The organism is Mesorhizobium sp. L103C131B0, from assembly GCF_000502275.1.
Taxonomy (GTDB): Bacteria; Pseudomonadota; Alphaproteobacteria; order Rhizobiales; family Rhizobiaceae; genus Mesorhizobium.
Genome location: NZ_AYXC01000011.1, coordinates 59,824 through 73,987 on the forward strand (window position 1 = coordinate 59,824; position 14,164 = coordinate 73,987).

A 14,164-nucleotide genomic window follows, 5' to 3' on the forward strand; every position below is an offset into this window, starting at 1 on the left:
TCGATTTTCGGCAAGCCCGGTGCGAAGATTTGGCGCCGGAGCGTGGCAATGCGTCCGCATGGACGTATGTCGCTCTGGCCGAAGCGGGGCGCCGATGCTGCGATACATCTTACGGCGGCTTCTGACCGCCATTCCGACGCTGTTCGTCATCGTGACCATGGCGTTCTTCCTGATACGCGTCGCACCGGGCGGCCCCTTCAATCAGGAGCGGGGCCTCAGTCCCGAGATCAGGGCCAATCTGGAAGCACAGTTCGGCCTCGACGATCCGCTCTGGCTGCAATATGCCCACTATCTCGGCAATCTTCTGCGCGGCAATTTCGGGCCGAGCTACAATTTGCCTGACTTCACCGTCACCGAACTGTTTGCCAAGGGGCTGCCGATATCGGTCCAGCTCGGCACCTCGGCGCTGATCCTGGCGCTGCTGCTTGGTTCGGTGCTCGGCACCATCGCCGCGCTCAACCAGAACAAGCTTGGCGACTATACGGTGATTGCGCTGGCGACCGCCGGCAGCACTATCCCCACCTTCGTCATCGCTCCTGTGATTCAGCTGGTGTTCGGATTGACCTGGAAGCTGTTGCCGATCGGCGGCTGGGGTGATGGCGCATTAATCAACAAGATCGGCCCGGTGCTGACGCTGGCCTTGCCGCAGATCGCCATCGTTGCCCGCCTGATGCGCGGGTCGATGATCGAGAGCTTGCGTTCGCATCATATCCGAACGGCGCGTGCGCTCGGCCTCTCCGACTGGTCGGTGGTGGTCAAGCACGCGCTGCGCGGCGCCATCCTGCCGATCGTTTCCTTCACCGGCCCCGCAGCCGCGGCGCTGCTCACCGGTTCGGTCATCGTCGAGACCATCTTCTCCATTCCCGGTGTCGGCCGCTATTTCGTCGATGCCGCGCTCAACCGCGACTACACGCTGGTGATGGGGACCGTGGTGGTGATCGCGCTCTTCACCATCGTCTTCAACCTGATCGTCGACGTCATGTACGCGGTCGTCGACCCGAGGGTACGCTATGACTGAGGGTGCGCTATGACTGACATCACAGCCGCCGCCGCTCCGCCGGCCGTCGTCGGCCGCTCGCTCTGGGGCGACGCATGGGCGCGCCTCAAAGCCAACCGCGCCGCCATGTTCAGCCTCTATTACCTGGCCTTCATTGGCGTCATCAGCATCTTCGGCCCCTGGTTCGTGCCGCATCAGTACACCACCATCTATGCCGACTATGTGCGCACGCCGCCAAGCTTTTCAGCCTATCCGAAGCCCGACATGATCGAGACGGCGCTCAAGGATGCCATCAAGCGCATGCGCGTCGACATCAAGGAGTGGAAACTGGACGGCAGTCGCGTCACCGTCACCGTCACCTCGACCAAACCGATCGACGACCGCAACATCCGCTATCTTGACCGCTCCGATGCCTTCGACGATACCAAGATAGAGAGCAAATCGGCCGACGGGCTCGAATTGACTATGACTGCGTCGGTCAAACAGCAGTACTTCCTGTTCGGCACCGACAACACCGGTCGCGATCTTCTCTCGCGAACGCTGATGGCAGGGCGCATCTCGCTGGCCATCGGCCTGCTTGCCGGCATTGTCGCGGTGGTCATCGGCGTCCTCTACGGGGCGGCGGCCGGCTTTTCCGGCGGCAAGATCGACGAGGTGATGATGCGCATCGTCGACGTGCTCTATTCTTTGCCCTTCATTTTCTTTGTCATCATGCTGGTGGTGTTCTTCGGCCGCAACTTCGTGCTGATGTTCCTGGCGGTGGGAGCGGTGCTGTGGCTCGACATGGCGCGCATCGTGCGCGGCCAGGCGCTGTCGATCCGGCGGCAGGAGTATGTCCAGGCGGCCGAAGCCATGGGCGTCGGCCAGCGCGGCATCCTGCTGCGCCATGTCATCCCCAATCTGCTCGGACCAGTGGTGATCTACATGACGCTGCTGGTGCCGCAGGTCATCATCCTGGAAAGCTTTCTGTCCTTCCTCGGCCTTGGCGTGCAGGAACCGATGACCAGCTGGGGCGTGCTCATCTCCGTCGGCGCCAAGAACATCGGCACCGCCAACTGGCTGCTTTTGTTCCCCGCCTTCTTCCTCGTGTCGACGCTGTTTGCGCTGAACTTCGTCGGCGACGGCCTGCGCGATGCGCTCGATCCGAGAGACCGATAATATGGGGACCAAATAAAATGGGGACCGTTGCGATGGAAACGCCCGAAACGATCCTCAGCGTCAAGGACCTTCGCGTCCGTTTCCGCACGCTCGACGGCGCGGTCGAAGCGGTCAAGGGCATCAACATCCATGTCAAGGCAGGTGAAACCGTTGCCGTGGTCGGCGAATCCGGATCCGGCAAGAGCCAGACCATGATGGCGGCGATGAGCCTGCTGGCGTCCAACGGCGAGGCGACGGGTCACGTCGATTATCGCGGCCGCAACCTTTTGACCATGAGCAAGCCCGACCTCAACAAGGTGCGCGGCGCCAAGATCAGCATGATCTTCCAGGAGCCGATGACCTCGCTCGATCCGCTCTATTCGATCGGCAACCAGCTTATCGAACCGATCCGCAAGCACCGCGGGCTGAACGCAGCCGAGGCACGGAACGAGGCGCTCAAGTTGCTCAGGCTGGTGCATATCCCCGATCCCGAGCGGCGGATGAAATCCTATCCGCACGAAATGTCGGGTGGCCAGCGCCAGCGCGTCATGATCGCCATGGCATTGGCCAACGACCCCGACATCCTGATCGCCGACGAGCCGACGACGGCGCTCGACGTCACCATCCAGGCGCAGATCCTGGTGCTGCTCGCCGAACTGCAGCGCAAGCTCGGCATGGCCATCGTCTTTATCACCCACGATCTCGGCATCGTCCGGCGCTTTGCCGACCGCGTCTATGTCATGCGCTATGGCGAGGTGGTCGAGGAAGGCGAGGCGGAAGCACTTTTCGCCAACCCGCAGCATGCCTATACCAAAATGCTGCTGGCCGCCGAACCGACCGGCACCAAGGCGGCGCCGCCGCCCAGCGCTCCTGTGCTGCTGGAGGGCCGCAATGTCGAAGTGACCTTCAAGATCGGCGGCGGCTTCCTTGCGGGCGAACGGCTGCTGCTACGCGCCGTCGATCACATTTCGATCCGGCTGAAGCGCAACCAGACCATCGGTATCGTCGGCGAGTCCGGTTCGGGAAAATCGACGCTCGGCCGCGCACTTCTGCGCCTGTTGCCCAGCGACGGTGTCATCCGCTTCGGCGACCGCGACATCTCCACTGCCGACCGCCAGGCGATGCGGCCGCTGCGTCGTGAGATGCAACTCGTCTTCCAGGATCCGTTCGGCTCGCTGTCGCCGCGCATGACCGTCGGCCAGATCATCACCGAAGGCCTTCTGGTGCATGAGCCGAACCTGTCAGGCAAGCAACGCGATCAGCGCGCCGTCGAGGCCTTGCTCGAGGTCGGCCTCGATCCCAACGCACGCAACCGCTACCCGCACGAATTCTCCGGCGGCCAGCGCCAGCGCATCGCCATCGCGCGTGCCGTGATCCTGAAGCCCAAACTGGTGGTGCTGGACGAGCCGACCTCGGCGCTCGACCGCTCGGTGCAGAAGCAGATCGTCGAATTGCTGCGCAAGCTGCAGGCCGACCACGAACTGTCCTACCTCTTCATCAGCCACGATCTCTCCGTGGTGCGCGCCATGGCCGACTACATCATCGTCATGAGGCAGGGCAAGATCGTCGAGGAAGGCCCGACGGAAGAGATCTTCAGCAACCCGCAGGCCGCCTACACCCAGACGCTGATGGCTGCGGCGATCGATGTCACGCGCTTCAGGCTGAGTGCTTAAGGCGTGACGTTCAGCAGATAGTCAGGGTAGGGCCAGTTCGCTTAGCCCGCTGACCTGGGGCATCTGTTGGCCCTTGTCGCGACAATGGCCTCTTGCCGCTGCTTCAGCAGTTCGATTCTGGCCGTCTCACGCTTGGCCACTGCGCTCTTCACGCGCGTGCCGCCGAGCAGCCAGTTCGGCACGCTGGTGTTGGCGACCTTGCCGCGGGTGATGGCGGTTTGCGAGATGTCGCGCGCGGTATCGCCTACGGCGGTGTTGAGCTCGGCGCATGTCATGCTGTCGTATTTCGCCGGGTTCACCGCGCTGCCCAGCGATGAGCAGCCTGCCGCCAGGGACAAAGCGAGCAGCGCTGACAGCCGGCTTGAAATCAACAAATTCATCTTCCGCAAACCTCGTTCCGGCCGCTGTCTCGGCGGCATTCCTATTATCGAGGTAGCGCGGAAGGTTGTCGCGTCAAAACACCATGCCGACAGCGACGCCGACGCAGCCGGTTTGCATCAAGCTATCTTGTGGGTCGGGAGAACAAACACCTAAGTGTCTGTTTTTTCTGGTCGGAGTGGCAGGATTTGAACCTGCGACCCCCTCGTCCCGAACGAGGTGCGCTACCAGGCTGCGCTACACTCCGTGACCAGACCGCGGGCTTATAGCTGCCGCATACCGTTCCTGCAAGCGGCAATGGCAGCGCTTCTGTCGCATTTCGTTGGCTTTCGTTGGGCATTGCCGCAAAGCTTGGCTTTCCCTCCCGGGATAAACCCGGCTTAAAGCCTTGTGTGCTAAGTCGCAGCCTCGATAGATCGTGTTTTCGCCATCTGGAGCTTTGCTGCCTTGCCCCTGAAAATCGTAGGCGACGCCCGGCCCAACAGCTTCGAATTCGAAACCGAAGCGCTGATCAAGGCGTCCGGCTTTCGCGAATACGACGCGCGCTGGTGGTTTGGCCATGCCGGTTCGACGCAACCGCCGGACCTGAACCTGATCGGCGTCCAAGCGTTGGGCATGGGCCTGGGCACTTTGATCCGCCGTCTTGGCGCGGGTCCCGACATCGTCACCGGGCATGATTTCCGTTCCTATTCGCTTGCCATCAAGCTGGCGCTGGTTTCCGGCCTGATGGCTGCGGGCGCAAAGGTGAAAGACATTGGCCTGGCGCTGTCGCCCATGGCCTATTTCGCCCAGTTCGCGCTCGACGCGCCTTCCGTCGCCATGGTCACGGCATCGCACAACGAGAATGGCTGGACCGGAGTCAAGATGGGTGCGGCGAGGCCGCTGACCTTCGGACCAGAGGAGATGAGCGCACTGAAACAGATCGTGCTGTCGAGCGACTTCGATCTCGCCGGCGGCGGCTGCTACGATTTCGTCGCCGGTTTTCGCGAGACCTATCTCGACGACCTGACTCAGGACAAGCGCATCGCGCGCAAGATCAGGGTTGTGGCGGCTTGCGGCAACGGCACCGCCGGCGCCTTCGCGCCGCAGGCGCTGGAGCGCATCGGCTGCGAGGTAATCCCGCTCGATGTCGAGCTCGACCACAGTTTTCCGCGCTATAACCCGAACCCGGAAGACATGCAGATGCTGCATGCCATCCGCGACAAGGTTCTGGAGACCGGCGCCGATGTCGGGCTGGGCTTCGACGGCGACGGCGACCGTTGCGGCGTGGTCGACAATGAGGGCAACGAGATCTTCGCCGACAAGGTCGGCGTCATGCTCGCGCGCGATATCTCCAGCCAGCATCCCGGCTCGACCTTCGTCGTCGATGTCAAATCGACCGGCCTGTTCAACACCGACAGCGTTTTGCGTGGCAACGGCGCGAAGACAGATTACTGGAAGACCGGCCATTCCTACATCAAGCGCCGCGTCGCCGAGCTTGGCGCCGTCGCCGGCTTCGAGAAGTCGGGCCATTTCTTCTTCAATCCGCCGATCGGCCGCGGCTATGATGACGGTCTCATCACGGCAATAGCCATATGTGAGATGCTCGTCCGCAACCCCACAAGTTCGATGGCCGATCTCTATCGCGCGCTGCCGCTGACCTTCGGCACGCCGACCATGTCGCCGCATTGCGCCGACGATGTGAAATACGGCGTGGTCGATCGGGTGGTGGCGGACTTCCAGGCGATGCAGCGCGCCGGCAAGACTTTTGCCGGCCAGAAGATCGCCGAGCTGATCACCGTCAACGGCGTGCGCGTCGTGGCCGAGGATGGCACCTGGGGGCTGGTGCGGGCGTCGTCGAACAAGCCGGAGCTTGTCGTGGTTGTCGAAAGCCCGGTATCGTCCGAGCGCCGCCGGCAGATGTTCGAGGCGGTCGACGCCGTGCTGCGCCGCAGCCCCGAAGTCGGCGCTTACAACCAGACGTTCTGATTGGACCTTTCATGAGCGAGCGCATCGTCAGTTTTGTCATGAGCGGCGGTGTCGGCTCGCGGCTGTGGCCGCTGTCACGCGAGGACAACCCGAAACAGTTCCACGATCTCTCCGGCGACGGCTCGATGCTGGCCAAGACCTTGCGCCGGCTGACGGCGCGGCCGGAAGGTGAGACGCCGATCTTCCTGATCGCCGCCGAGCGCCATGCCGAGCGTGTCCATGCCGACCTTGCCGGACTCGACCTCGCCGGCGGTGGCCCGCTGTTCGAGCCCACCGGGCGCAACACGGCTGCCGCCGTGGCGCTGGCCGCGCTGCGCACATTGTCGGAGTTCGGCGACAGCCTGGTGCTGGTGGTGCCGTCAGACCACGAAATCGCCACGCCCAAGCAGTTCTGGCAGAGCGTCGAGGCGGGCAGCCAGGCAGCGCTTGCCGGCCGTCTGGTGGTGTTCGGCATCAAGCCGGCGCAGCCCGAGACCGGCTATGGGTATATCGAAGTCGCAGCCGAAAGCGGCGGCGTCTTCGACGTGTCGCGCTTCGTCGAAAAGCCCGACCTCGCCACTGCGCAGAGCTATCTCAGTGCGGGCACCTTCTACTGGAACACCGGCATTTTCCTGTTTCGCGCCGGCGCCATGCGCGACGCCTTCGCCACCTTCCAACCCGACATCTGGCAGGCCACCGAAACCGCCTACAAGGCGGCAACGAGCGACCTGTCCGGCCTCTATATGCCGCTCGACCTCTACGCCGCGATCCCGTCGAACTCGATCGACTACGCCATCATGGAACGGGCCAAGGACATCGCCATGGTGCCGGCCGGCTTCCGCTGGAACGACCTCGGCTCCTGGCAGTCGCTGCTTGATGTCGGCCCTGCCGACGCCAAGGGCAATGTCGTCGTCGGCGATGTCGTCGCCATCGATTGCGAAAACTCCTACATCAGAAGCGACGGCCGGCTTTTGTCGGCGATCGGTATGAAGGATGTCGCCATCGTCTCGACGGCGGACGCCACCTTCGTCGCCCCGGTCAGCCACAGCCAGCACGTCAAGAAAATCGTCGAGCAGCTGGAAAAGTCGGGCCGGCTGGAAACCAGGTTCACGCCGGCACACGACCGCGTCATCGAGAGCGGCGCCTGGCGTCGGCGCGTGCATCACTGGCTGTTCGAGGAGACCTTGCCGCTGTGGTCGACTTCAGGCGTCGATGAGCGTCATGGCGGTTTCCACGAGGCGCTCGGCTTCGACGGCGAGGCGCTGTTGAAGCCCAAGCGCATGCGCACGACGGCGAGGCAAGTCTACGCCTTCGCCGTTGCCAAGGCCCGCGGCTGGGACGGTCCAGCCGATCGCCTGATCTCCCATGGCATCGCCTTCATGGCCGGCAAGGGCCGCACGGACCGGGGCGGCTGGGTGCGCACGCTCAATGTCGACGGCTCCGTCGCCGACCCAACCGAGGATGCCTACGACCATTCCTGCGTGCTGCTGGCGCTGGCGCATGCGCATATGTGCGGCGATCCGGATGCGCTGCGGCTGGGCCAGGAGACCTTCGTGTTCCTCGACGCGCATCTCGAGGACAGCCGCATGACCGGTTTCCTCGAGACGTCGGACGGGGAGGGCGAGCGGCGCTCCAACCCGCATATGCATCTGCTCGAGGCCTTCCTCGCCTGGTATGAGGCGACCGGCGACCGCACCTATCTGCGCCGCGCCGCGCGCATCATCGACCTTTTCCGCAGTCATTTCTTCGATGCCGAGAGCTGGACGCTGGGCGAATATTTCGACGCCGGGTGGAAGCCGGCCGCCGGCGAGAAGGGCACATGGACCGAGCCCGGCCATCATTTCGAATGGGCCTCGCTGCTCACCGATTTCGTCGCCCGCAGCGGCCAGGGCGAGTTGAGCAATTTTGCCCGCAAGCTCTACGCCTCGGCCATCGCCAACGGCCTCAACCGCGCCACCGGCCTTGCCTACGGCGCGGTCTCCAGACAGGGCCTGCCGCTCGACCTTGTGTCGCGGAGCTGGCCACAGGCCGAAGCGATCAAGGCGGCGATTGCGCTGGATGGCTCGGGTGGTCCCGACCTCAAGCCCGAAATCGAGGCGCGCGTCGGCCGGCTATTCCGCTGGCACATCGACCCGGCGCCGCTCGGCCTGTGGATCGACCGCATCGACGAACGCGGCCGCTCCTTGGCATCGGACGTGCCGGCCAGCATCTTCTATCATCTGGTCTGCGCGCTGACGCAGTATCTTGATGGGACAGCGCAGAAGGGGTGAGGTTGTTGAGAGGCCGGTGCGAGGCACCCCCCTCTGCCGTGCAGGGCAGAGGGGGGTGCCTCGCGCCAACCCCTCAATACGGGCTCGCTACATCCCCGGTCTCGACATACACCGCCTTCAGCTGCGAATAGAGCGCTAAAGCCGCCAGCGAGTTCTCGCGCCCAATGCCGGATTGCTTCACCCCGCCAAACGGAATTTCCACCGGCGTCAGATTGTAGGCGTTTATCCAGCAGGTGCCGGCCTGCAGTTCGGCGATCACCCTATGAGCGCGCTGCAGGTCGCGGGTGAAGACGCCGGCGGCGAGGCCGAATTCGGTGTCGTTGGCGCGGTCGATCACCTCGTCCTCGCCGTCGAACTTCAGCACGCTCATCACCGGCCCGAAAATCTCCTCGCGCGCAATGCGCATCGTATCGGTGACACCGGTGAACACCGTCGGCTCGACAAAGAAGCCGCCATCGAACCCTTGCAGCGACGGCACGTTGCCACCGCAGGCGAGCGTTGCTCCATCCTGCCTGCCGGCCGCGATGTAGGAAACGACCTTCTCCTGCTGCGCCTTGTTGACCAGCGGCCCCATCTGCGTTTCAGGATCGAGCGGATCGCCGATGCGGATCTTTTTCGTCCGCTCGACAAGCCGGTCGACGAAGCGGTCATGGATGCCGTTTTGTACGAAAACACGCGTGCCGTTGGAGCAGATCTGCCCGGTCGAATAGAAATTGCCGAGCATGGCGCCGCCGATGGCGTTTTCGAGATCGGCATCGTCGAACACGATCAGCGGCGACTTGCCGCCGAGTTCCATCGTCGCATGCTTCATCTTCGAGCCGGCGAGCGACAGCACCTTGCGGCCGGTCGGCACCGAGCCGGTCACCGAAACCTTGGCAACGACATCATGGCCGACCAGGCCGGCGCCGACATCGCCATAGCCTTGCACGACGTTGAACAGCCCGTCGGGCAGGCCCGCCTCTGAGTAGATCTCGGCCAGCGCCAGCGCCGACAGCGGCGTGTTCTCCGAGGGCTTGAACACCATGGCGTTGCCCATGGCGAGCGCGGGGGCGGATTTCCAGCCGGCGATCTGGATCGGATAGTTCCAGGCGCCGATGCCGACGCACACACCGAGCGCCTCGCGGCGCGTATAGGCAAAAGGTCCACCAAGATCGATCGCATCGCCGTTGAAGGCGGCAACCGCGCCGCCGAAATATTCGAGGCAGTCGGCTGCCGATAGTGCATCCGCCACCAGCGTCTCCTGGATCGCTTTGCCGGTGTCGAGCGTCTCGATCCGCGCCAGATCGGCGTTGCGCGCGCGCAAAATGTCGGCGGCGCGGCGCAGGATGCGGCCACGCTCGACCGGCTTCATCCTCGCCCAGGCCGGTTGTGCGGCCCGCGCGGCTTCGATGGCGAGCTCCAGCACGTTCGGAGTCGCCGAATGCAAAGTGGCGATGACCTCACCGGTCGCCGGATAGATCACCGGCAGCGGCGCGCCGCCTTCGTCCTCGATGTAGCGGCCGTTGACATAGTGCGATGCCGTTGGCTGGGCGCGCATATGAATTCTCCAATGGTCTTCGCCGGACAATGCCCTATCGATCCGCCACCTGCCAGCGCGGATTGATCCAGGGTTCCTGGTTGGAGGGCGCCAGCGGCGTGCGGCCGAGAATGTGGTCGGAGGCCTTTTCGCCGGTCATGATCGAGGGCGCGTTGAGATTGCCATTGGTGACGCGCGGAAAGATCGAGGAGTCGGCGACGCGCAGGCCGTCGACGCCGATGACGCGGCACTCCGGATCGACGACGCTCGTGATGTCATCGGCCCGACCCATCTTGCAGGTGCCGCACGGGTGATAGGCGCTCTCGGCATGATCGCGGATGAAGGCGTCGAGATCCTCGTCCGACTGGACATGCGAACCTGGCGAGATTTCCTTGCCGCGGAAGCCGTCAAAAGCCTTCTGGCCGAAGATCTCGCGAGTCAGCCTGATGCAGTGGCGGAACTCGGTCCAGTCGTCTGGATGCGACATGTAATTGAAGCGGATGACCGGCGTCGCTTTCGGGTCGGGAGAGCGCAGCGTCACCGAGCCGCGCGACTTCGACCGCATCGGCCCGACATGGGCCTGGAAGCCATGGGCCTTCGCCGCCGCCTTGCCGTCATAGCGCACCGCAGCCGGGATGAAGTGATACTGGATGTCGGGGTAGTCGACGCCGGCCTGCGAGCGCACGAAGGCCGCGGCCTCGAAATGGTTGGTGGCGCCGAGGCCGGTCTTGAAGAACAGCCACTGCGCCCCGATCAGCGCCTTGGAGAATGGGTTGAGAACCGAATTCAGCGTGATCGGCTGGGTCGATTCCTGCTGGATGTAGAGCTCCATATGATCCTGCAGATTGCGGCCGACACCGGGCCGGTCGGCCACGACCTGGATGCCGTTCTCCTTGAGATGCGCGGCCGGGCCGATACCGGACAGCATCAGGATCTTGGGCGAATTGATCGATGATGCGGCAACGATCACCTCACGTCGCGCCTTAACGACCTGAATCTGTTTGTGAGCTTCGATCTCGACTCCGACGGCACGCTGATTCTCGATGATCACCCGGCGGGCGAAGCCTCTGATCACGCTGACATTTTGCCGCTTGAGCGCCGGCTTCAGATAGGCTGACGCCGCCGACCAGCGGCGGCCGCCGCGAATGGTTTGCTCCATCGGTCCGAAGCCTTCCTGCTTCGAACCGTTATAGTCGTCGGTCAATTCAAAACCCGCCTGACGGCCGGCTTCGACAAAGGCGCCGTAGAGCGGATTCTTTCGCAGGCCGCGCTGGACGTGCAGCGGGCCGCCGTGGCCGCGCCAGCCGTCCTCGCCGCCGTCACTGTCCTCCATGCGCTTGAAATAGGGCAGCACGTCGGCGAAGCCCCAGCCGGCGGCCCCCTGTTCGGCCCAGTGGTCGAAGTCGCGTGCGTGGCCCCTGACATAGACCATGCCGTTGATCGAGGACGAGCCGCCGATCACCTTGCCGCGTGGCGTCGCCAGCACGCGGCCGCCGAGATGCGGCTCCGGTTCGCTGGCAAAGCCCCAGTCGTAAAGGCTCATGTTGAGCGGGATCGACAGCGCCGACGGCATCTGGATCAGCGGCCCGATATCGGTGCCGCCGAACTCGATGACGATCACCGAATGCTTGCCGTCTTCCGACAGCCGGTAGGCCATGGCCGAGCCGGCCGAGCCGGAGCCGATGATGACGAAGTCTGCTTCAAGCATGGTTCACATGCGCCCATCGTTCATATGCGAAATAAAATCGGCGAGAGAGACATTGCCGCCGGTAGCCATGACCAGGACCGTTTTACCCGCCACATCCACCTTGCCGCCGAGCAGCGCCGCCAGAGAGGCGGCGCCTGACGGCTCGAGCACCAGCTTCATCCGTTCGAAGGCGATCTTCATCGCTCGCCTAACCGATTGGTCGTCGACGGTGATGCCGCGCACCCCGGCGGTCTTGACCGCCGCGAACGGCGCGTCGCCCGGCCGCCGCGACATCAGCCCGTCGCAAATCGATTTCGGCGCGATCGGCATGGTCTCGATAGCGCCATGCGCTAGCGATGCACCCATGCCGTTGAAGCCTTCCGGCTCGACGCCGATGATCTCGGTTGCCGGCGACAGATAGTGGAAGGCGAGCGACATGCCGCCGATCAGTCCGCCGCCGCCGACGGAGCAGAACAGAAGGTCGGCACTGGCGTCCTTTGCCTCGAGTTGTTCGAGCGCTTCGAGCCCGGCGCCGGCCTGGCCGGCAACGATCTCCGGATCGTCGAATGGATGCAGCAACGCCAGCCCTTCGGTCTCGGCAATCTCGCGGGCCTTGGCGGCTGCGACCTCTTCACGGGCGCGCTCGCCATGATCGGTCAGCACGACGCGCGCGCCATAACCTGCGGTCGCATCGCGCTTGGCGGCCGGCGCGTCGATCGGCATGACGATGGTGACGGGAATGCCGAGCGCCTGGCCGGCAGCCGCCAACCCTTGCGCGAAATTGCCGGAGGAGTAGGCGACGACGCCTTTTCTGGCCTCATCCGGCGACAGCCGCTTCAACCGCCAATAGGCCCCGCGCACCTTGAACGATCCCGCCCATTGCAGCGATTCCGGTTTGATGAAGACGCGGGCCGCACCCGTCTCCTTGGCCAAGGCTGTCGATTCCAGCAAAGGCGTGATCTGCGTCGCCTTCGACGTCACGGCATAGGCCTGTCTGAGGTGCTCGAGGGAGGGGACAATTGTCATCATTCGCCTCGCGGAAAGCGTTTCTGTTCCTCGAGATTGTCGAGGTTCATGTGGTTGCGCATGTAGCGTTCCGACGCCTTCTGCAGTGGCTGGAACTCCCAGGGGTAATGCGTGCCGTTGCGCAGCGCGGGATAAACCACCCAGCGCCGCGCCTGGCTGACGCGCACCGCGGCATCGAAGGCCGCCATGTCCCAGCGCGCTCGCACGGCTCCTGTGAAGGCGGCCACCAGATCGGCATGCGCCGGATCGGCGGCAAGATTGGTGCGTTCTTGCGGATCGGCTTCGAGATCGAACAGAAGCGGCGGGTCGATCTCGCAATGGATGAATTTGTAGCGGCCGTCGCGGATCGCCACCAACGGCGCGTTGGAGCCCTCGGCGGCATATTCCATCAGCACCGGCGCGGTGCGCTGTCCGCCATCAAGCAACGGCAGCAGCGACTGGCCATCGGTCCACGGCGCGATGGCAGAGATGTCGATGCCGGCGAGATCGCACAGTGTCGGCGTCACGTCGAGGTTGGAGACCGGCGCCTCGACCAGCCCGGCAGGAATACCCTTGCCGGCGATCATCAGCGGCACCCGCGCCGAACCTTCGAAGAAGTTCATTTTGAACCACAGGCCGCGCTCGCCAAGCATGTCGCCATGGTCGGAGCAGAACAGGACGACCGTGTCGTCCAGCATGCGCGTGCGTTCCAGCACCGACACCATCTCGCCGACCTTGTCGTCGAGATAGGAGATGTTGGCGTAGTAGCCGCGCCGCGAGCGGCGGATCTGCTCGGGTGTGATGTTGAAACTGTCGTAGTCGCTGGCCCGGTAGAGCCGCTGCGAATGCGGGTCCTGATTGGCATAGGGGATGAATCCCACCTCCGGCTCAAGCGCCGGACAGTCTTCATAGAGATCCCAATATTGCCGCCGTGCGACATAGGGGTCGTGCGGGTGGGTGAAGGAAACCGTCAGGCACCAGGGCCGGCTGGCCTCGTCCTCGGAGGTGCGGGCAAGATCGTAAAGTTTTTGCACCGCGTGGAAGGCGACCTCGTCGTCATACTCCATCTGGTTGGTGATCTCGGCAACGCCGGCGCCGGTGACAGAGCCCAGATTGTGATACCACCAGTCGATACGCTCGCCGGGCTTGCGGTAATCCGGCGTCCAGCCGAAATCGGCGGGATAGATGTCGGTGGTCAGCCGCTCCTCGAAACCGTGCAACTGGTCAGGGCCGACGAAATGCATCTTGCCCGATAGGCAAGTGTAGTAGCCGGCGCCGCGCAGATGATGCGCATAGGTCGGGATCGAGGAAGCGAATTCGGCGGCGTTGTCATAGACCTGGATGCGCGACGGCAATTGCCCGCTCATGAAGGCGGCGCGGCCCGGCGCGCAAAGCGGCGAGGCCGTGTAGTTGTTGCCGAAGCGCGCCGAGCGTGCGGCCAGCGCCTTGAGATGCGGCACATGCAGGAAGTCCGCCGGCCCGTCCGCAAACAGCGTGCCGTTGAGCTGATCGACCATGACGATCAGGATGTTGGGTCGCCTTGATATCACTGAG

General features: G+C 64.0%; 10 protein-coding genes and 1 tRNA gene. 5 read left to right on the top strand and 6 right to left on the bottom strand.

Features of this window, described 5'->3' with window-relative positions; translation table 11 throughout:
* Positions 1-94 precede the first annotated feature (94 nt).
* From X730_RS146290 to X730_RS146280, 3 genes are read left to right on the top strand one after another with little or no spacing between them, the layout of a single operon-like run.
* Positions 95-1,018 (top strand): ABC transporter permease subunit, encoded by a 924-nt coding sequence (locus tag X730_RS146290; RefSeq protein ID WP_023684574.1) that lies wholly within the window; start codon positions 95-97, stop codon positions 1,016-1,018.
* Positions 1,019-1,027: 9 nt separating this feature from the next.
* Positions 1,028-2,155 carry an ABC transporter permease subunit gene (locus tag X730_RS146285; RefSeq protein ID WP_023670736.1) on the top strand — a complete coding sequence of 376 codons (1,128 nt, stop codon included), beginning with the start codon at positions 1,028-1,030 and terminating at the stop codon, positions 2,153-2,155.
* A gap of 32 nt (positions 2,156-2,187) precedes the next feature.
* Positions 2,188-3,807 carry an ABC transporter ATP-binding protein gene (locus tag X730_RS146280; protein WP_023754824.1) on the top strand — a complete coding sequence of 540 codons (1,620 nt, stop codon included), beginning with the start codon at positions 2,188-2,190 and terminating at the stop codon, positions 3,805-3,807.
* A 41-nt stretch (positions 3,808-3,848) separates the two neighbouring features.
* Here X730_RS146280 and X730_RS146275 read toward each other — a convergent pair whose 3' ends face one another.
* Together X730_RS146275 and X730_RS146270 are read right to left on the bottom strand one after the other, a co-directional pair.
* Entirely contained in the window at positions 3,849-4,187 is a 339-nt protein-coding gene (locus X730_RS146275; RefSeq protein ID WP_023684572.1) for a hypothetical protein, read from the bottom strand.
* 168 nt (positions 4,188-4,355) lie between these two features.
* Positions 4,356-4,432, bottom strand: a tRNA-Pro gene (locus X730_RS146270).
* Between the two features lie 200 nt (positions 4,433-4,632).
* Between X730_RS146270 and X730_RS146265 the strand changes: the two genes are divergently transcribed.
* Positions 4,633-6,153: a phosphomannomutase/phosphoglucomutase gene (locus X730_RS146265; protein WP_023826766.1), complete on the top strand. Its 1,521-nt coding sequence runs from the start codon at positions 4,633-4,635 to the stop codon at positions 6,151-6,153.
* An 11-nt stretch (positions 6,154-6,164) separates the two neighbouring features.
* Positions 6,165-8,402 carry a mannose-1-phosphate guanylyltransferase/mannose-6-phosphate isomerase gene (locus X730_RS146260; RefSeq protein ID WP_023742685.1) on the top strand — a complete coding sequence of 746 codons (2,238 nt, stop codon included), beginning with the start codon at positions 6,165-6,167 and terminating at the stop codon, positions 8,400-8,402.
* Between the two features lie 73 nt (positions 8,403-8,475).
* Here the strand turns inward: X730_RS146260 and betB are convergent, their stop codons facing one another.
* The 4 genes from betB to betC are packed head-to-tail and all read right to left on the bottom strand — an operon-like array spanning position 8,476 to position 14,160.
* Entirely contained in the window at positions 8,476-9,939 is a 1,464-nt protein-coding gene (gene betB / locus X730_RS146255) for a betaine-aldehyde dehydrogenase (RefSeq protein ID WP_023826767.1), read from the bottom strand.
* A gap of 34 nt (positions 9,940-9,973) precedes the next feature.
* Complete coding sequence (gene betA, locus X730_RS146250) at positions 9,974-11,626, bottom strand: choline dehydrogenase (RefSeq protein WP_023826768.1); 1,653 nt, start codon at positions 11,624-11,626, stop codon at positions 9,974-9,976.
* 3 nt (positions 11,627-11,629) lie between these two features.
* Entirely contained in the window at positions 11,630-12,634 is a 1,005-nt protein-coding gene (locus X730_RS146245; RefSeq protein WP_023754820.1) for a threonine/serine dehydratase, read from the bottom strand.
* Positions 12,631-14,160, bottom strand: a complete 1,530-nt coding sequence (gene betC / locus X730_RS146240) for a choline-sulfatase (protein WP_023826769.1) — start codon at positions 14,158-14,160, stop codon at positions 12,631-12,633. Before betC ends, X730_RS146245 begins: the two co-directional genes overlap by 4 nt.
* Positions 14,161-14,164 lie beyond the last annotated feature (4 nt).